Genomic DNA, 17,155 nt, shown 5'->3' with positions numbered 1-17,155 from the left:
ATGCCCTACCGCCGCCCCCCAGTCGTACAGGCCCGCCTCGACGCCCGGCGCGACCGGGTGCTCGAGGCCGCTGTTCTCCTGCTCTCCCGTGAGGGCTACAGCGGCTGCTCGGTCGCCGCGATCGCGGCCGAAGCCGGAATCTCCACGGGCAGCGTGTACCAGTCGTTCTCCGGCAAGTCCGAGCTGGCCGCCGCCCTCTTCCGGACCCTGGTGGCGCGCGAGCTGGAAGCGGTCGCCGCCGCGACGGACCGCCCTGGCAGCGCGGCGCAGCGGGTGGCCGCCGCCGTCGAGACCTTCGCGTACCGCGCGCTGCAGGCGCCGCGCCGGGCCTTCGCCCTGCTCGCGGAGCCCGCCGACCCCGCCGTGGACACCGAACGCCTCGTCTTCCGCCGGGCGTTCCGCGACGTGTACGCCGAACAGATCGCCGCGGGCCTGGCCTCCGGAGAACTCCCGCCGCAATCACCCGAGTTGATGGCTGCCGCACTCGTCGGCGCGATCGCCGAAGCACTCGTCGGCCCGCTGGCCGACGGGGACGCGGCCCCGGGGGACGTCATCCCCGGCCTGATCACCTTCACCCTGCGTGCCCTTGGAGGACACGATGCCGCAGACGCATGAGGTCACCAACCAGGTGCCCCCGCACCACGGTTACGACGCGGCCGCGGATCCGGCCCTGCTGGAGGCGGTCGCCCGCGAGGGCGCCGCATGGGCGATACCCGAGATCCACCGCCTCGGCGCCCTCGCCGGTTGCGAACAGGCCGCGGAGTGGGGCCGCGTGGTCAACGAGAACCCGCCGGTGCTGCGCACCCACGACCGCTACGGCCACCGCATCGACGAGGTGGAGTTCCACCCGTACTGGCACGAGCTGATGGGCACCGCCGTCTCCCACGGGCTGCACGCCGCGCCCTGGGCGGACGACCGGGCCGGAGCGCATGTCGCGCGGGCCGCGAAGTTCCTCGTCTGGGGCCAGGTCGAGGCGGGCCACTCCTGCCCGGTGTCCATGACGTACGCCGCGGTGCCCGCGCTGCGCGCGACCCCGGACCTCGCCGGGTGGCTGGAGCCGCTGCTCGCCTCCCGCACGTACGACTTCGGACTCCGCCGGCCGGACACCAAGCAGGGCCTGATCGCGGGCATGTCGATGACCGAGAAGCAGGGCGGGTCCGACGTACGCGCCAACACCACGACGGCGGTCCCGGCCCCGGACGGCACCTACCGGCTGACCGGGCACAAGTGGTTCACCTCCGCGCCCATGTCGGACGTCTTCCTGACGCTGGCTCAGGCCCCGGGCGGGCTCTCCTGCTTCCTGCTGCCGCGCATACTGCCGGACGGCAGCCGCAACCGTCTGCTGCTCCAGCGCCTCAAGGACAAGCTCGGCAACCGGTCCAACGCCTCCGCCGAGATCGAGTACGACGAGGCCTTCGGCTGGCTGGTGGGGGAGGAGGGGCGCGGCGTCGCGACCATCATCGAGATGGTCAACATGACCCGCCTCGACTGCGTGCTCGGCGGGGCGTCCGGCATGCGGCTCGGAGTCATCCGCGCCGTCCACCACGCCACCCACCGGCGGGCGTTCGGCAAGGCGCTGATCGACCAGCCCCTGATGCGCAACGTCCTCGCGGACCTCGCCCTCGAATCCGAGGCGGCGACCGCCGTCGCCCTGCGCCTCGCGGGCGCCACGGACCGGGTCGCCCAGGGCAACCAGGACGAGGCGCTGCTGCGCCGGCTGGGGCTGGCCGTCACCAAGTACTGGGTCTGCAAGCGCGCCCCCGGGCATGCCGCCGAAGCCCTCGAATGCCTCGGCGGCAACGGCTACATCGAGGACTCCGGCATGCCGCGGCTCTACCGGGAGGCCCCGCTGTCGTCGATCTGGGAGGGCTCCGGGAACGTCGCCGCCCTGGACTCGCTGCGGGCCATGGCCCGGCAGCCGGAGACCGTCGAGGCCTTCTTCGAGGAGGTCGGCCGGGCGGCGGGCGCCGACCGCCATCTGGATGCGGCGGTGGCCGGTCTCCAGAAGCAGCTCGCCGACCCCGCCGAAGCCGAGTACCGGGCCCGGCAGCTCACGGAGACGATGGCCCTGGTCTTCCAGGCGTCGCTCCTGCTGCGCCACTCCCCGGGCGCGGTCGCCGAGGCCTTCTGCGCCTCCCGCCTCGGCGGCGAGCACGGCGGTGCGTACGGCACCCTGCCGACGGGCGTGGACACGGAGGCCATCCTGGCCCGGGTCCGGACCGCGGCCGCGACGGCCGCCTGATCCAGGTGCGCTGACCGGCGCTGCCGTGTGGCTGCGGCCGGCCCCTGCCGCACGACGCAGGCCCAAGCCGCAGCCGGTTCGCGGCCCGGTCCGCAGCCCGTTCGCGGCGGGGCCTGCCTCCCGTCAGGTGCGGCGGCGCCGGGTGTGCAGGGCCACGTACCCCGTGAGCCCGCCCAGTGCGACGCACAGCGGGGAGTACAGCAGCAGGTCCCAGTGGCGGAACTCGGGCGGCGCGGATCCCAGGCCGAGCCCCGAAGCCGCCAGACCGCCGAGCCCGCGTGCCGCCAGTACTCCGGACACCGCCCACAGCCCGGCCCGTACCGGCCGGGACCGGCCCAACCGGCTCGCCGGCCGGGCGCTGGTCACCACCAGCCCGGCGGCGGCGCCCAGCAGGCCCGCCACGGCGAACGTCAGCGGCCCGGACGGCAGCTGTGCCTCCTCCACGCCGACCACCACGGCCGCGAATTCGGCCCGGGAGTCCAGCGGCCACGGGGAGAACACCCACACCGCGTGCAGGGCCCCCGCCGCGAGCAGCCCCCCGGCCGCGGCCGCCGCCGCGGCGCGCACCGCGGCGCCCGCCCGCTCCGTACCGACCTCGGCGGCCCCGTCTTCCACTGCACCGACACCCCTGGACATGGCGCTCATGCCGTCACCCCTCTCCCCGTTTCCATACAGCTCTGTATGGATGTTCCATACAGTACTGTACGGAACATGGCCAAGGGGAGAGTCACCAAGGACGACTGGACGATGGCGGCGCTGCGCGCGCTGGCCCGGGGCGGGCTGTCTGCGGTGGCGGTGGACGTACTGGCCCGCGAACTCGCGGTCTCGCGAGGCAGTTTCTACTGGCACTTCGAGAACCGGGAGGCGCTGCTCGTGGCGGCCCTGGAAGCGTGGGAGCGGCACGCCACTGCGGAGGTCATCACCACTGTCCGGCAGGAGGAGGATCCGTGGACGCGGGCGCGGGCACTGTTCGCGGTCGCGCTGGGCACCGAGGAGATCGCCGGGCTGGAACCGGCCCTCGTCGCGCACACCGCCCACCCGGCGGTCGCCGAGGTCGTCGCCCGGGTCACCCGGACCCGGCTCGACTTCCTGGCCGAGATCTTCGGGGGGCTGGGCTTCGGAGCGCAGGAGTCCCGCCATCGCGCCCTCGCCGGGTACGCCGCCTACCTGGGCTGGCTGGAACTGCGCCGGACCGCCCCCGACACGGCCCCCGAGGTGCTGCCGGAAGCCCCGGGCGCGGAGGCGGCCCTGGACCACCTGATCGGCATGATCCTGACGCCGCCTACGTCGGGTTCCGCTGCGGCGCCGTGATGCGGCGTACGGCCTCGACCACCGCCGCGCGGTGCCGGGCGAGCCGTTCCGGCGCCCAGCCGGTGCCCGAGCCGCCCGCAGCCGGCCCGCCCACCGCGCCGAACCAACTTCGACCGCAACCTGGCCGTCGTCGACCAGGTCCGCCGGCTCGCCGCGGAAAAGGGAGTCACCCCCTCACAGCTGGCCCTGGCCTGGACCCTGCGCCAGGGCGCGGTGCCGATCCCGGGCACGAAGCGCCGCCGCTACCTGGAGGAGAACATCGCCGCCACCGCGGTGACGATCACGGACGCGGACGTGGCCGCCATCGGCGCGGTTGCCCCGCACGGGGTCGTCTCGGGCGACCGCTACGCCCCGGAGCTGATGAAGTCCCTGAACGGGTGAACGTGCGGGGCCGGAGCCCCGGGCCGCCGCCGCTGCGGGCCCCTGGGGCGGGCCGGGACCGCTGAAACGGAATCGCGCCGGGTGGAAACCGGTGGGGGTGGGGCCGGCGTCTCCCTCCTCGGCGGCGTGGTGCCGCACGGGGACAGGGGTGGGTCATGGGACGCGGGCGCAGCAGCAGGGCGATGCTCGGAGCAGTCGTGGCACTGGCGGCGCTGGGGGTTTCGGCGTGTTCCCCGGAGGAGGTGCCCGGGCCCGGTGGCGGCGCGGGAGCCGGCGCCGCATCGCCGTCCGTCGCGGCGTCCGGTACGCCGCTGCCCACCGGCGTTCCGACGGGCACCCCCCGGCCGTCCGGTGCGCCGTCGGGTGCGACGTCCGGCTCGGCAGCGGCGAAGCCCGTCGTCCGCACCGGGGTTCCGTGGAACCTCGACCGCCTCGACCAGCGGACCCGTCCGCTCGACGGGAAGTTCACCTCGCGCGCCGACGGCAACGGCGTGCACGTCTACGTGATCGACACCGGACTCGAGGTCAAGCATGCGGAGTTCGGCGGCCGCGCAGCCCTCGGCGCCGACTTCGTCGGGGATCCGGACGCCGGTGACTGCTTCGACGGCGGCGGACTGGGCCACGGCACGTTCGTCGCGGGCATCATCGGCGGTACCACGTACGGCGTCGCCCCGAAGTCGAGCATCGTGCGCGTCCAGGGCATCGCCTGCGAGGAAGGCAGCGGCCCGCACACCAAGGACGTCTCGCCGAGCGCGGGCACCGCGCCGGAGGACTCCGTCGTCAAAGCCGTGGAATGGGTGACCGCCCACGCCCAGCGACCGGCCGTGGTGAACATGTCCCTCAACCTCAAGAACCGTTCCACGGCCGTCGACACCGCCGTTCAGCACATGGTCGAAGCGGGGATCACCACGGTCGTCGCCGCCGGCAACTTCAACGACGACGCCTGCGGCCACTCCCCGGCAGGCGCCCACGGCGCGATCGTCGTGGCCGCCGCCACCGCCGACGACCGGCACTGGACCGACGGGGACGCATTCGGCTCCGGGTACGGCCGCTGCGTGGACCTCTACGCCCCCGCCGAGAAGATCACCTCCGCGCTCGCGGGCGGCTCCACCGCCACCAGCGACGCCACCGCCACCTCGTGGGCCGCCCCGCACGTCACCGGCGTCGCCGCCCTCTACCTCTGCGCACACCCCACCGCGACGCCCGCCCAGGTCCGCACCTGGCTCACCGAGCAGGCCGTACGCGACGTCCTGACCGGTGTCCCGGCCGAGACCCCGAACCGGCTGCTCCACACCGGAGGCCTCTGACGCCCGGCCGGGCCCGCGCTCACCCGCGCGGGTCCACCGGCGTGAGGACCCCGAGCCGGTCCTCGACCGCCTGCGCGGCGTCCAGGCACAGGTCCTCGCGGAACGTGCGCCCGACGATCTGGACCCCGCACGGCAGCCCGTCGGACATCCCCGTCGGCACGGCCACCGCCGGCACGCCCACGAAGCTGGTCACGCTGCACAGGCGCATGCCCGCCGCCACCCGGTCGCGGCCCGCCCTGTCGCGCGATTCCAGCCCCGGCTCGACCGGCGGCTCGGTGAACACCGGGCCGAGCAACAGCGGGTACTCGTCCAGGAATTCGGCCCATGAGCGGCGGATGTTCAGCCAACTTCCCATCAGCTTCACGAGCTCGTCCGCGCTCGCGGGCGGGGTCCGCTCCATCGCCATCGCGATGTACCGGTCCCCGCCCGGCCCGAGCAGCGGGCGCACCACCGGCCAGCTCGGGGCGAACTCGGTCACGGTGATCCGGCCGTAGGCCTCGAGCGCCTCGGCCATGCGCGGTACGTCCGCCACCTCGCGCACGTCGTACCCGGCGTCCCGCAGCGCGCCGGCAGCGGCCTCCACGGCCCCGCGCACCGCCGGGTGGACGCCCTGCCCGCCGGGGTCCGCCACCACGGCGACTTTCACCGGCCCGGGCAGCGGTTCCCCGTAGAGCGGCACCGGTACGGCCCGCGGATCACGCGGATCGGTCCCGGCCAGTACCTCGTACGCCAGCCGCAGGTCGCCCACCGACCGCGCCAGCGGTCCGTCGGTGACGAGCATCTGGGACGCCGGGCCGGGGTCGTCCGGGCCGAGTACGCGGTGGTCCGCCGGGAACCGGCCCGTGGACGGCTTCAGTCCCGCCACACCGCAGAACTGGGCCGGGATGCGCACCGATCCGCCCGAGTCGTTGCCCAGTCCGAGCGCCGCCATGCCCGAGGCGACGGCCACCGCATCGCCCCCGCTGCTGCCGCCCGGGGTCCGGCTGCGGTCCCACGGGTTGACCGTGTCGCCGAACAGCTCGCTGCGGGTGTGCATCCCGGCCAGGATCAGGGTCGGTACGTTGCTGTGCCCGATGGGGATGGCTCCCGCCGCGCGCAGCCGTGCCACCGGGGGAGCGTCGGCCGGGGCCACCAGATCGCGGAAGCGCTCCACACCGAAGGTGGTCGGCACGCCTTCGACGGCGGTGGTCTCCTTCACCGTGAACGGCACACCCGCGAGCGGCCCCAGCACCGCACCTGCGGCCCGCAGCCGGTCGGTGTGCGCCGCGGCCGCGCGTGCGCGCTCCGCCAAGAGCTGAGTGACCGCGTTCACCTGCGGGTTGACCTCCGCGATGCGCGCCAGGTGGCTGTCGACCAGCTCCACGGCCGACACGTCCGCGCGGCGTACCGCCTCCGCCTGCGCGGCGGCCGACATCTGCCACAAGGGATCCAGCATGGTGTGAACCCTCTCCCCTCCACGTTCCGATGCAGTTGCATCGGAACAATAACCCGCGAACCGATGCGACCGCATCGAATAAAGTCGGCCGTACGAGAGAGAAGCAGGTGGGAGGAGACCGGGCATGCCCAGGCAGGTGGACCACGACGGCCGACGCCGCCTCATCGCCGAGGCCGTATGCAGCCTCGCCGACGAAAGCGGGCTCGAAGGCGTGAGCCTGCGCGATGTCGCCGCACGGGCGCAGGTGTCGATGGGCGCCGTGCAGCGGTGCTTCCGCACCAAGGACGAGATGCTCGTCTTCGCCCTCGGGTACGTCGGCGAGCGCATCGGCGAGCGCGTACGGGCCCGGCTCGTCAGGAGCCCGGCCCAGTCGGCCGGCACCGCCCTGGGCCATGCGGCCACCGAGATCTCCCTGCTGCGGGAGGAGCACCGGGCCGAGGCCAGGGTCTGGCTTGCCTTCGTCGCGCAGGCAGCGGTCAGCGAGCCGCTCGCCGGGACGCTGAAGGCGAACTACGCGGCCCTCCAGGAGTCGTTCACGCAGCTCATCGCGGAGGCGGCGGAAAGCTCCGGCCGCGCCGTGCCCCTCGATCCGCAGCGTGAGGCCCGTACCCTCCTCGCCCTCGCGGACGGCCTCACCGCACACGTCCTCATCGGCCACCTCACCCCGCAGGAGGCGCAGGACGTCCTCCACGCGCACCTGGGCAGCCTTTGGACGCACTCCGGGTGACGGTCGTCGCGGATGCGGGAAACGATTCGGCGTGCCGTGGCCGTAGTGCACCCTTCGCGCTCTAATGTCGCGGCATGGCTGACATGTTCGATCACAATCCGCAGGTGTGGACCGCTGGCCGGCTCCGCGAGGTGCTGGCAGCACTGCCCGACGAGACGCCGATCCACATCGGTGTCGCCGACGGTCCCGGGGACTTCGAGGGCTACGGGGAGTACGTCCTCGTGGACGCCGAGCCGGTGGAGGTGGACCTCGACGGCGAGGTCGAGGGCGAGGCCGGCCACGGCGGCGAGCAGGGCCCCCGGGTCCAGTTCACACTGTTCGCCGACGCCGCGGCCGGGGCCTACCACCTCGACCTGGACTGACCCCCGGGCCGGTCCGAGGCCGGTCGGCGGCCGTGAGGAACTCGGAGATCAGGCGGTTCGTCTGCGCCGGCGCTGCCGTGGGCAGTGCGTAGTGGCTGAGGTGCGGGAGCGTCTCGATCCGGGCGTGCGGTACGGCCTTGCGGGCGCGGGCCGCGACCTTCTCCGGATCGTGGGCGCCGCTGCGGCCTGCGAGCAGGACCAACAGCGGGGCGGTGAGCGCCCCGGGGTCAGGGCGGCGGCCGACGATCGGCTTGCGGTCCGCGAAATCCGAGGCCGCCAGGGCGAAGAGCCGCCGCCAGTCCGGGTCGGTGTCCGTGCCTGCCGTCTCGCGGTCGAGATGCGCGAGCACGCGCGCCGCCGTCGGCCGTACCAGCACGGGCAGTGAGCGCAGCAGGAAACCGGGCCGGTAGCCGGCGAAGCACCGGGTCGGGTCGAGGAGCACCAGCCGGTCGACCCGCTGCGCCGCGTGCAGGGCGTACGTCAGGGCGATCCAGGCGCCGTACGAATGGCCCAGCAGGCTGACGCGCCGGGTGCCGAGGCCGTCGAGGAGCCCGTCCAGCCAGGCCATCAGGTCGGCGGTGGTGCGCATCGGGCGGCCCGCGCGCACGCTGCGGCCGGCGTCGCCGAGGATGTCGACGGCGAGCACCCGGTGGTGCGCGCCGAGCGCTGCGGCGTTGGCGAACCACACCGCGCCGGTGGAGCCGCCGCCGTGCAGGAGCAGAAGCGGAGCGGCCTCGGGGGGCCCGTACGCGTGGACGCGGGTCGTGCCGTACGGGGTCGGAACGTCGATCTCGGCGGTGCCGGCCGGCCAGCGGGCGAGCAGCGCATCGTAGGCGGCGAAGAATTGACGGGATGCGGACACGGTGGCCCCCTGGGCATCGTCTCGTTGACCAATTATCTCGCTCGGCGAGATACTAGCCGAGTGAGCGATGACGACACCCCCGCCATGCAGCTGGTCCACCTCCTGCGTGCCGTCACGGTGGAACTCCACCTGCGCGGCGGCGAGTTCGCCGGGCGCAACGGCCTGCACCCGACCGATCTGCGGGCCCTGATCCGGCTGCTCGACGCCGACCGGGCGGGTGAGACCGTCACCCCGGGGCGGCTCGGCGAGGCCCTGAAGCTCAACTCGGCGGGCATCACGGCCCTGCTCGACCGGCTCGAACGACTGGGCCTGGTCCGCCGCAGTCGCGACGAACGCGACCGGCGCCGAGTGCTGTTGGTGGTGGAGCCGAAGGCGGTGGACCTCGGCTGGTCCTTCTTCGGCCCACTCATCGGAAGCCTGGTCGATGCGGCCGAGGACTTCACACCCGCCGAACTGGAAGTCGTACAGCGCTACCTGGCTGCGGCCCTGCATGCTGCGGCGCCCGCCGACGCGGAACAGGGCCCCGCCCTCGGATGAAGACGGCCCGGTGCAGGCAAAACCCGGTTGCCGGGTGCCGTGGGCGCTGACAAGGTCTGGGCCCATGCCTACTTTCACCGCCCCGGACGGAACGCTGCTCGCCTACCACGTCTTCGGGGACGGGCCCCCGCTCGTCTGCCTCCCCGGCGGACCGATGCGGGACTCCGCGTACCTCGGAGAGCTCGGCGGGCTCTCCGCGCACCGGCAGCTGATCATGCTCGATCTCCGGGGCACCGGCCGGTCGCAGGTGCCGGACGACACCGCGTCCTACCGCTGCGACCGGCAGGCCGGTGACGTCGAGGCCCTGCGTGAGCACCTCGGCCTCGACCGGATGGACCTGCTCGCGCACTCGGCCGGCGCGAACCTCGCGGCCCTGTACATCGGCCGCCACCCCGAGCGCGTAGGGAAGCTCGTCATGCTCACCCCGAGCGTCATGGGCGTCGGCATCACCATCACCGGCGAGAGCAGGATCGAGACCGCCCGCCTGCGCCGGGACGAGCCCTGGTACCCGGCGGCGTACGCGGCCCTGGAGGCCGTCGTCGCCGGCCGGGCGACCGCGGACAGCTGGCAGGCGATCGCACCGTTCCTCCACGGGCGCTGGGACGATGCGGCCCGCGCCTTCCAGGCCGCCGACGACGAGCAGAAGAACGGCGAGGCCGCGGCCGCCTACGCCGGCGAAGGCGCCTTCGACCCGGACGCCACCCGCGCGGCACTCACACGGCTCGAGGCTCCCGTGCTCGTGCTCGCCGGCGCATACGACGTCTCGCTTCCACGGTGCGCCGCGGACGAGTACGCCGGGCTGTTCCCGCACGCCCGGCTCGTCGTCCAGCCCGGAGCCGGCCACGCCCCGTGGCTCGACGACCCCGAGCGGTTCCTGGAGGCCACCACGGCATTCCTCGCCACCACGGCAGTCCGGAACCCGGCGTAGCCTGGTCTGACCGCCATATCCGCCTGTGACCAGGGAGGCGGCGCATGACCGATCCGTACGGCTTCCTCCGGACCCCCCGGAACCCCGTCCCGTCGCGCCCCGCGGACCAGCGGCTCGGCGACTGGCGCGAGGTGCACGCCGGGCAGACGCTGCTGCCCCTGGTGTCCGCACAGGCGAACCGCTGCATGGACTGCGGCGTCCCCTTCTGCCACGGCGGCTGCCCGCTCGGCAACCTCATCCCCGAGTGGAACGCGTACGCCGCGCACGGCGACTGGCGGGCCGCGGCCGAGCGGCTGCACGCCACCAACAACTTCCCCGAGTTCACCGGCCGGCTCTGCCCGGCCCCCTGCGAGGACGCCTGCGTACTGGCGATCAACGCCGACCCGGTGACCATCAAGAACGTCGAGCAGACCATCGCCGACCAGGCCTGGGAGCTCGGGTACACCCCGCCGGCGCCGCCCGGCCGGCTCAGCGGGCAGACCGTCGCCGTCATCGGCTCCGGCCCGGCCGGGCTCGCCACGGCCCAGCAGCTCACCCGGGCCGGGCACACCGTCGTCGTGTACGAGCGGGACGACCGCCTCGGTGGTCTGCTCCGCTACGGCATCCCCGCGTTCAAGATGGAGAAGACGCACCTGGACCGGCGGATCGCCCAGATGCAGGCCGAAGGCACGGTCTTCCGTACGGACGCGGACATCGGCGGCCGGACATCGGCGGCCGAAATACGACGGCGCCATGACGCGGTCGTCGTCGCCGTCGGGGCCGCGGAGCGCCGGGAGCTGGCCGCACCGGGCCGCGAGCTGCACGGCATCCACCAGGCCATGGACTACCTGACCTGCGCCAACCGGGTCGGCGAGGGCGACCTGTCAGTGCCCGGGATCACGGCCGAGGGCCGGCACGTGGTGATCGTGGGAGGCGGGGACACCGGCTCCGACTGCCTGGGCACCGCCTTGCGGCAGGGAGCGCTGTCGGTGGTCCAGCTCGACATCCGCCCCGAGCCCGGCCCGGAGCGGCCCGACGCCGAGCCCTGGCCGCTGGTGCACCCGCAGGTGTACCGGATCTCCCACGCCCACGAGGAGGCGCGCGGACGTCACGGCACCGATCCCCGGGTCTTCTCCAGCGCGACCGTGCACTTCGAGGGCGATGCGGAGGGCCGGATACGCGCCCTGCACCTGACCGCCGTCGAGCCCACGGCGAGGCGGCCGATGCCGGGCACCGAGCGGGTGCTGGAGGCCGGGCTGGTCCTGCTGGCGCTCGGTTTCTCGGGTCCCGAGCGGGCGTGCGGGCTCGCCGAGCAGCTCGGGCTCACGCGGGACGGCCGGGGCAACTTCGCGCGGGACGCGGATTTCGCGGCCCTCGGCGAGCCGTCGCCGTCGGCCTCGGACGGATCCCCGCAGGGCGGGGCAGCCCCACACGTCAGGACGCCGCCCTGGGCCGAGGCGCCGGCCCCGGGCGCGCCGCCGGCGTGGGGCATGCCCCCGGAGCGGCCCTCCCGCCGCCGGCCCGACGGGGTCTTCGTGGCGGGCGACGCCGGGCGCGGCCAGTCCCTGGTGGTGTGGGCCATCGCGGAGGGCCGGGCGGCAGCCGCCGCCGTGGACCGCTACCTCACCGGCTCGACGGCCCTGCCCGCTCCCGTCGGCGCCCACGACCGGCCGCTTTCGGCATGACGGGCCCCGCCCGCGGCCCCGCCGGCCCGACGCGGCTCCGGCCGGCCCCGCGGGGCTGCACAATCATGGGGTGACTGTTGAAGATCGTTTCCTGTGGCTGGAAGACGTCGAGGGCGAGGCCGCGCTGGCCTGGGTGGGGGAGCGGAACGCGGAGACCGCCGCCGCGCTCACCGGCGACCCGCGCTTCGAGGCGCTGCGCGCCGAGCTGCGCGAGGCCCTCGACGACGCCGACCGCATCCCGTACACCGTCCGCCGCGCGGCGCACCTCTACAACTTCTGGCGGGACGCGGACCGGCCGAAGGGCGTGTGGCGGCGTACGACCCTGGAGCAGTACCGCAAGGACGACCCCGCCTGGGAGGTGCTCCTCGACATCGACGCCCTCGCCGCTCAGGAGGGCGAGGAGTGGGTGTGGGCCGGCGCCCGGGTGCGCTACCCCGACTACCGGCGGGCGCTGGTCCAGCTGTCCCGGGACGGCTCCGACGCCGTCGTGGTCCGCGAGTTCGACATCGAGGACCGCGCCTTCGTCGGCGGCGGCTTCGAGGTCGCAGAGGCGAAGACCCGGATCGGTTGGATCGACGAGGACACCGTCTTCCTCGGCACGGACTTCGGACCGGGCTCGCTGACCGCCTCCGGCTATCCCCGTACGGTCCGGCGCTGGCGCAGGGGCACCGCCCCGGCGGACGCCGAGCTCGTCTTCGAGGCCGAGACGGGGGACGTGTCCGCCTCCGGCTGGCACGACGCGACCCCCGGCTACGAGCGTGACTTCGTCTCCCGCTCCACCGACTTCTTCCACGACGAGCTCCACCTCCTCGCCGACGGCGACCGGCTCGTCAGGATCGACGTGCCGGACGACGCCGGGAAGTACGCGTACCGGCAGTGGCTGATCGTCACCCCGAAGACCCCGTGGCTGGAGCACCCGGCCGGCTCGCTCCTCGCCTTCGACTTCGAGGCGTTCCTCGCCGGGGACCGCACCGCGCACGTGCTGTTCGCGCCGGACGAGCGCACCGCGCTGGCCGGGCACAGCTGGACCCGCCACCACCTGATCCTGGAGACGCTGGCCGACGTCGCGACCCGCATAGAGGTCCTCACCCCCGGCCCGGACGGCTGGAGCCGCCGGCCGCTGGCCGACGTGCCGGCGCTGTCCTCGGCGACCGTCACCGACACCGACCCGGACGTCAGCGACGAGTACTTCCTCAACGTCGACGGTTTCCTGCAGCCCTCCACCCTTACGTACGGGCACATCGGCGCCGACTCCGAGCCGCTCAAGCAGGCCCCCGCCCGCTTCGACGCCCGCGGCCTGTCGGTCCGGCAGTTCTTCGCGACCTCCGCCGACGGCACGCAGGTCCCGTACTTCGTCGTCGGCCCGGCCGGCCAGGACCGGCCGGGGCCCGCGCTGCTCTACGGGTACGGCGGCTTCCGGGACCAGCAGACCCCGTACTACAGCCCGCTCACCGGCTGCGCCTGGCTCGCCCGCGGCGGTACGTACGCGGTCGCCAACATCCGAGGCGGCTCCGAATACGGCCCCGCCTGGCACCGGGCCGCCCTCGGCGCGAACCGGGTACGGGCCTTCGAGGACTTCGCGGCCGTCGCCGCCGACCTCGCCGCCCGGGGCATCACCACCCCGGAGCAGCTCGGCATCACCGGCGCAAGCAACGGCGGCCTGCTCATGGGCGCCATGCTCGTCGGCCACCCGGAGCTGTTCGGCGCGGTCGTCGCCAAGGTGCCCCTGCTGGACATGCTCCGCTACCACCGGCTGCTCGCCGGGGCGTCCTGGGTCGCCGAGTACGGGGACCCCGAAAGCGAGGCCGACCGGCCCCACCTCGAAGCCCTCTCCCCATACCACAACCTGTCCGCGGACCGGCCGTACCCGCCCCTGCTCCTGATGACCTCCACCCGCGACGACCGCGTCCACCCCGGCCACGCCCGCAAGACGGCCGCCCGGCTGCGGGAACTGGGCCACCGGGTGCTGTTCCACGAGAACACCGGCGGCGGCCACGGCGGAGCGAGCGACAACGAACAGGCCGCGGTCAACCACGCGCTCGCGTACACCTTCCTGTGGCGGCACCTGGGAGCGGAAACGACGTGATGTGACGTGATGTGACGGGGCACGGGTACAGGAACGGGCCCGTGCCCGGGCACGGGAAAATCCGTTGCCCGGGCGCGGGCCCGTCACACACGATGATCCGCTGTGAGTGGCGCCGCCGTCGCCCGACGCGGAACGACCCTCGCTGCGCGGGATCGCCGAGGGGGCGCGCTACGCGTGGAGCCGGCCGGTGCTGCTGGGCACGTACGCGGTGGACCTCGCGGCGATGTTCTTCGCCTTCCCGAACACGATCTTCCCTTTCCTCGCGGACGAGCTCGACGCGGTGTGGGCGCTGGGCCTGATGTACTCCGCGGGCGCCGTGGGCTCCATGGTGCTCGGGATGACCAGCGGCTGGACCTCGCGGGTACGGCGGCACGGCCTCTTCGTGGTGTTCGGAGCCATGGTCTGGGGCGCGGCGATCGCGGGAGCCGGCTGGTTCACCGACATCTGGGTGGTGCTGGCGTGCCTCGCGGTGGCCGGGGCCGGCGACATGCTGAGCGGCCTGGGCCGGGCGACGATCTGGAACCAGACCATCCCCGAGGAACTGCGCGGGCGGCTGGCCGGCATCGAGGTGCTGTCGTACAGCGTGGGCCCGCAGCTGGGCCAGGTCCGCGCGGGCAGCGTGGCGGGCTGGACGGGCACCCGGCCGGCGTTCTGGAGCGGCGGCCTGATGTGCGTGGCGGCGGTGGCGGCCCTGTCCGTACTGCTGCCGAAGCTGGTGACGTACGACGCGGACACGGACGAGGACGCGCTGCGGCGTCGCGAGGCGAAGCGCGCGGACCAGCCGGCGGCCTGAGCGGTCGGGTCCCGTCCCGTCCGCCCCGTCCCGTCGTGACGAAACGGTCATAGTCCGGTCATTCTGCGCGCATACGCGGAACGGAGGGTGGAGGCGAACGGGAACGCGAGCGGCAGCTGAGGAGAACCGGATGAAGAGGGGCGTACAGCGGACGGCCGTCACGGTGGCCGTGGTCATGGCCGCCGGAGCCCTGTCCGCGTGGATCGCCGTCGCGGGTGACGGCGACGGGCTGAACGTGACCGCGGCGAGCCGCTTCGCATCCGGGTACGTGCCGTACGCACTCATTGTGGTCGCCGTGGCGGCCACCGCCCCCACGGCGGTGCACGCCGTGCTCCGTGCCGTGTTCTCCCAGTTGCTGATGATCTGGGGCTACTACACCTGGGGCCCGATGATCACCTTCGACCGGACGCCCACGCAGGCCGTGCACTACGCACAGGAGTGGGCCCTGGTCGCCGTCACGGCCGTTCCGGGGGCGGCGCTCGGGACGTACGGGCTGGTCCGTGGCGTCAGGCGGCTCGCCGCCCCGCGCCTGCCCGTGAACCCCGCGCGCTGAGGACGCCCCGGCCCGGCTAGCGCGTCGGCCTGAACCCGGTCGGCGGGTGGGGGTCCTGGCGGGCCGCAGCCCGGTCGGAGGGTTCCGGCGGGGCCTTGGGGCCGACGACGTACTGGTTCTCGACGAGGTGCTCGTAGATCTCGAAGTCGACGGCCTGCCACCGCCCCATGTCTCCGTGGACGGCCCGGAACTGGGCCGGAGTCGGACTGGTCACTGTTCTCACCTCTCCCGTCAAGGGTGCGGGATCGCAGGACGTCCTGCACGCCGTACGGGCTGGGCCATTCGAGTGACGGCGAGGCCGGTTCTACGAGGCCGGGACGGCGTCGGCCGTGAGGCCGGCGAGCTGCAGTGCGCGGTGCACGGCGGGCAGGTCCCAGTCCTCGTCCCGGTCGCCGTTCCCGGTCTCGGCGACCAGCAGGTCCAGCGCCTCGGGCGTCAGCCGGTGGTTCTCCGCCGCCTCCAGGAGCCCCTTCGCGGCCGGCCCGTGGCCGGCCAGCAGCCCGAGGACCTCCTCGCGATCCACGAAACGGCTCATTCCGCAGTCCAGCCCGTCGTCCTTGAGGCTCTCGGGGTAGGGCGCGCGGGCCCAGGCGCCGTTCTCGTACCAGTAGACGCAGCCCAGCTCCCAGCCTTCGAGCAGGTCGCGCAGCCTCTCGTACGGGAGCCAGTCCGGGGCCTGCGCCAGCATGTCGACGGCGGGCTTGTGCCACTTGACGTCGCTCGACTCGTCCTCGCCGTAGAGCACGAAACGACCCTGGCCCATCCGGGCCAGGGTCCACCACGTGCAGCCGGCGTCGTCGAGATGGAGCCCGCCGCCGTCGATCCAGTGGCCGGTGCGGTGGACTCCGCGGCCCTCCGCCTCGGTGGTCGCCTCGAGTACGGCGACGAACGCCCACCGCGCCCACAGCAGTTCCGCCGCGGGCAGGTCTCCGGGCCGGCCCGGCCGGTGAATCGCCATGCTGTCTCTGCTCCCCTTGCCGGTGACACATGCGTACCAGCAGGATCGTAGCGGCAGTCAGCGCGGCGTCGGGGCGCCCGAGTTCGGCCGGCGCCGTCACACCGTCAGGGCTTCGCCGTCCGCGGGACGTCGGTGCACAGGGCCCAGATGACGAACACGCCGATGGCGATGGCGATGATCGACCAGAGTGGCTGATACGGCAGCCACATGAAGTGCAGGATCACGTACAAGCTGGTCAGGGCGACACCGGCGTACCGGCCGGCCTCCCAGCCCTTGAGGATCGCCGCGCCGGCGCAGACCACGAGGATGCCGACGATGAGATGGATCCAGCCCCAGGCCGTCAGGTCGAACTTGAAGGTGTAGTTCCCGACGCGCTGGTACACCTCGTCGTTGGCGATGGCGACGATGCCTTCGATGATGCCGAAGATGCCGGTGACGATCATCACGACGCCCGCGAACGTCGTACCGCCCGATGCCCAGGCTCTGCTGGTAGCGCTCGGCGTAGTACTCGGCGTGCTGCTCATTGCGCCGCCTCTCTCTCGGGTGTGGGACCCCAGGTCTCCATGACGTACCGGTCCCGTAACCCATCGTGCGCACCCATCGCGCGGGGCGCACTTCGGCAGCTCCAGCGAGCGGGCTCTGCACCGGCCCGGGAAGACCAAACCGAACCAGCGCGGCCGGGCGTTCCACGTGCTCTGGCCGGCCTACGCAGCTCAGGCGGCCAGGCGGCCAGGCGGCCAGGCGGCCGGGCGGCCGGGCGGCCAGCTTCCGCCCCATCGCGAGGTGCCACTCATGACGGACCATCGGCGTCCGCAGGACGGCCTCGAGCCAGACGGCCGCGCGCTCGCCGAGTTCCAGGGGGAGCCAGTCGCCTCCATCGCCCAGCTGGTCGGCTGGTCGGGGAGGAAAGAGCCCTAGGGCGTGTATCTGGTTGTGATCAAGGGGCGGTTCGTGTGAGGTCCTTGATCCAGATCATGGAGGCGCGAAGGTGCAGGCCGGCGAGATAGCT

Annotated in this window: 19 protein-coding genes and 1 pseudogene; 14 read left to right on the top strand and 6 right to left on the bottom strand. The window is 73.6% G+C overall.

The annotated features are described in order from the left end of the window. On the top strand, positions 1-615 hold the full coding sequence (locus tag AB0M76_RS30725; protein ID WP_365955997.1) for a TetR/AcrR family transcriptional regulator: 615 nt from the start codon (positions 1-3) through the stop codon (positions 613-615). After that, entirely contained in the window at positions 599-2,242 is a 1,644-nt protein-coding gene (locus AB0M76_RS30720; RefSeq protein WP_365955996.1) for an isovaleryl-CoA dehydrogenase, read from the top strand. The genes AB0M76_RS30725 and AB0M76_RS30720 overlap by 17 nt, the downstream gene beginning before the upstream one ends. 123 nt (positions 2,243-2,365) lie before the next feature. On the opposite strand, the gene AB0M76_RS30715 is transcribed toward AB0M76_RS30720, so the two are convergent. Beyond that, positions 2,366-2,887: a DUF3995 domain-containing protein gene (locus tag AB0M76_RS30715; RefSeq protein WP_365955995.1), complete on the bottom strand. Its 522-nt coding sequence runs from the start codon at positions 2,885-2,887 to the stop codon at positions 2,366-2,368. A gap of 66 nt (positions 2,888-2,953) precedes the next feature. Here AB0M76_RS30715 and AB0M76_RS30710 point away from each other — a divergent pair, with 66 nt between their 5' ends. The 3 genes from AB0M76_RS30710 to AB0M76_RS30700 all read left to right on the top strand — a co-directional run bounded on the left by AB0M76_RS30710 (position 2,954) and on the right by AB0M76_RS30700 (position 5,241). Then, positions 2,954-3,553, top strand: a complete 600-nt coding sequence (locus tag AB0M76_RS30710; protein WP_365955993.1) for a helix-turn-helix domain-containing protein — start codon at positions 2,954-2,956, stop codon at positions 3,551-3,553. Between the two features lie 120 nt (positions 3,554-3,673). Next, positions 3,674-3,934, top strand: coding sequence for an aldo/keto reductase (locus AB0M76_RS30705; RefSeq protein ID WP_365956074.1), 261 nt, complete (start codon positions 3,674-3,676; stop codon positions 3,932-3,934). Positions 3,935-4,089: 155 nt separating this feature from the next. Beyond that, positions 4,090-5,241, top strand: a complete 1,152-nt coding sequence (locus tag AB0M76_RS30700; protein ID WP_365955992.1) for a S8 family peptidase — start codon at positions 4,090-4,092, stop codon at positions 5,239-5,241. A gap of 19 nt (positions 5,242-5,260) precedes the next feature. Here AB0M76_RS30700 and AB0M76_RS30695 read toward each other — a convergent pair whose 3' ends face one another. Beyond that, positions 5,261-6,676 (bottom strand): amidase, encoded by a 1,416-nt coding sequence (locus tag AB0M76_RS30695; protein ID WP_365955991.1) that lies wholly within the window; start codon positions 6,674-6,676, stop codon positions 5,261-5,263. 124 nt (positions 6,677-6,800) lie between these two features. Between AB0M76_RS30695 and AB0M76_RS30690 the strand changes: the two genes are divergently transcribed. Both AB0M76_RS30690 and AB0M76_RS30685 read left to right on the top strand, forming a co-directional pair. Next, positions 6,801-7,403 carry a TetR/AcrR family transcriptional regulator gene (locus tag AB0M76_RS30690; protein ID WP_365955990.1) on the top strand — a complete coding sequence of 201 codons (603 nt, stop codon included), beginning with the start codon at positions 6,801-6,803 and terminating at the stop codon, positions 7,401-7,403. Between the two features lie 74 nt (positions 7,404-7,477). Continuing rightward, the gene (locus AB0M76_RS30685; RefSeq protein ID WP_266670255.1) at positions 7,478-7,765 is read left to right on the top strand and encodes a DUF6225 family protein; all 288 of its coding nucleotides are present in this window, start codon (positions 7,478-7,480) and stop codon (positions 7,763-7,765) included. Here the strand turns inward: AB0M76_RS30685 and AB0M76_RS30680 are convergent. Beyond that, a complete protein-coding gene (locus AB0M76_RS30680; RefSeq protein WP_365955989.1) occupies positions 7,713-8,627 on the bottom strand; it encodes an alpha/beta hydrolase in 915 nt (304 codons plus the stop codon). The genes AB0M76_RS30685 and AB0M76_RS30680 overlap by 53 nt on opposite strands. A gap of 60 nt (positions 8,628-8,687) precedes the next feature. On the opposite strand from AB0M76_RS30680, the gene AB0M76_RS30675 reads away from it, so the two are divergent. The 6 genes and pseudogenes from AB0M76_RS30675 (at position 8,688) to AB0M76_RS30650 (ending at position 15,188) form a co-directional block, all read left to right on the top strand. After that, positions 8,688-9,164 (top strand): helix-turn-helix domain-containing protein, encoded by a 477-nt coding sequence (locus tag AB0M76_RS30675; RefSeq protein ID WP_365955988.1) that lies wholly within the window; start codon positions 8,688-8,690, stop codon positions 9,162-9,164. Between the two features lie 64 nt (positions 9,165-9,228). Continuing rightward, complete coding sequence (locus AB0M76_RS30670) at positions 9,229-10,092, top strand: alpha/beta hydrolase (RefSeq protein ID WP_365955987.1); 864 nt, start codon at positions 9,229-9,231, stop codon at positions 10,090-10,092. Positions 10,093-10,136: 44 nt separating this feature from the next. Next, a complete protein-coding gene (locus AB0M76_RS30665) occupies positions 10,137-11,756 on the top strand; it encodes a glutamate synthase subunit beta (protein WP_365955986.1) in 1,620 nt (539 codons plus the stop codon). A gap of 70 nt (positions 11,757-11,826) precedes the next feature. Then, complete coding sequence (locus tag AB0M76_RS30660) at positions 11,827-13,842, top strand: prolyl oligopeptidase family serine peptidase (protein ID WP_365955985.1); 2,016 nt, start codon at positions 11,827-11,829, stop codon at positions 13,840-13,842. A gap of 109 nt (positions 13,843-13,951) precedes the next feature. Beyond that, a pseudogene (locus AB0M76_RS30655) lies at positions 13,952-14,635 on the top strand (MFS transporter); the annotation flags it as partial. Between the two features lie 130 nt (positions 14,636-14,765). Next, entirely contained in the window at positions 14,766-15,188 is a 423-nt protein-coding gene (locus AB0M76_RS30650; RefSeq protein ID WP_365955984.1) for a hypothetical protein, read from the top strand. Positions 15,189-15,204: 16 nt separating this feature from the next. Here the strand turns inward: AB0M76_RS30650 and AB0M76_RS30645 are convergent, their stop codons facing one another. The 3 genes from AB0M76_RS30645 to AB0M76_RS30635 all read right to left on the bottom strand — a co-directional run bounded on the left by AB0M76_RS30645 (position 15,205) and on the right by AB0M76_RS30635 (position 16,670). After that, positions 15,205-15,402: a hypothetical protein gene (locus AB0M76_RS30645; protein ID WP_365955983.1), complete on the bottom strand. Its 198-nt coding sequence runs from the start codon at positions 15,400-15,402 to the stop codon at positions 15,205-15,207. 90 nt (positions 15,403-15,492) lie between these two features. Next, positions 15,493-16,146, bottom strand: coding sequence for a hypothetical protein (locus AB0M76_RS30640; RefSeq protein WP_365955982.1), 654 nt, complete (start codon positions 16,144-16,146; stop codon positions 15,493-15,495). Between the two features lie 104 nt (positions 16,147-16,250). Continuing rightward, entirely contained in the window at positions 16,251-16,670 is a 420-nt protein-coding gene (locus AB0M76_RS30635; RefSeq protein WP_365955981.1) for a hypothetical protein, read from the bottom strand. 268 nt (positions 16,671-16,938) lie between these two features. Here AB0M76_RS30635 and AB0M76_RS30630 point away from each other — a divergent pair, with 268 nt between their 5' ends. Then, positions 16,939-17,064 (top strand): hypothetical protein, encoded by a 126-nt coding sequence (locus AB0M76_RS30630; protein WP_365955980.1) that lies wholly within the window; start codon positions 16,939-16,941, stop codon positions 17,062-17,064. Positions 17,065-17,155: the final 91 nt, after the last annotated feature.

Origin of the sequence: Streptomyces sp. NPDC051364 (assembly GCF_040682115.1) — a bacterium.
Lineage (GTDB): Bacteria > Actinomycetota > Actinomycetes > Streptomycetales > Streptomycetaceae > Streptomyces.
The sequence above is the reverse complement of the archived record's forward strand: the minus strand, read 5'-3'. Positions and strand labels throughout refer to the sequence as shown.

Bases quoted from the DNA above. Each gene is read 5' to 3' on its own strand.
- AB0M76_RS30670 (WP_365955987.1), top strand. From the start codon at position 9,229: ATGCCTACTTTCACCGCCCCGGACGGAACGCTGCTCGCCTACCACGTC.
- AB0M76_RS30690 (WP_365955990.1), top strand. From the start codon at position 6,801: ATGCCCAGGCAGGTGGACCACGACGGCCGACGCCGCCTCATCGCCGAG.
- AB0M76_RS30685 (WP_266670255.1), top strand. From the start codon at position 7,478: ATGGCTGACATGTTCGATCACAATCCGCAGGTGTGGACCGCTGGCCGG.
- AB0M76_RS30630 (WP_365955980.1), top strand. From the start codon at position 16,939: ATGACGGACCATCGGCGTCCGCAGGACGGCCTCGAGCCAGACGGCCGC.
- AB0M76_RS30695 (WP_365955991.1), bottom strand. From the start codon at position 6,676: ATGCTGGATCCCTTGTGGCAGATGTCGGCCGCCGCGCAGGCGGAGGCG.
- AB0M76_RS30665 (WP_365955986.1), top strand. From the start codon at position 10,137: ATGACCGATCCGTACGGCTTCCTCCGGACCCCCCGGAACCCCGTCCCG.
- AB0M76_RS30720 (WP_365955996.1), top strand. From the start codon at position 599: ATGCCGCAGACGCATGAGGTCACCAACCAGGTGCCCCCGCACCACGGT.
- AB0M76_RS30700 (WP_365955992.1), top strand. From the start codon at position 4,090: ATGGGACGCGGGCGCAGCAGCAGGGCGATGCTCGGAGCAGTCGTGGCA.
- AB0M76_RS30650 (WP_365955984.1), top strand. From the start codon at position 14,766: ATGAAGAGGGGCGTACAGCGGACGGCCGTCACGGTGGCCGTGGTCATG.
- AB0M76_RS30635 (WP_365955981.1), bottom strand. From the start codon at position 16,670: ATGAGCAGCACGCCGAGTACTACGCCGAGCGCTACCAGCAGAGCCTGG.
- AB0M76_RS30715 (WP_365955995.1), bottom strand. From the start codon at position 2,887: ATGAGCGCCATGTCCAGGGGTGTCGGTGCAGTGGAAGACGGGGCCGCC.
- AB0M76_RS30640 (WP_365955982.1), bottom strand. From the start codon at position 16,146: ATGGCGATTCACCGGCCGGGCCGGCCCGGAGACCTGCCCGCGGCGGAA.
- AB0M76_RS30710 (WP_365955993.1), top strand. From the start codon at position 2,954: ATGGCCAAGGGGAGAGTCACCAAGGACGACTGGACGATGGCGGCGCTG.
- AB0M76_RS30725 (WP_365955997.1), top strand. From the start codon at position 1: ATGCCCTACCGCCGCCCCCCAGTCGTACAGGCCCGCCTCGACGCCCGG.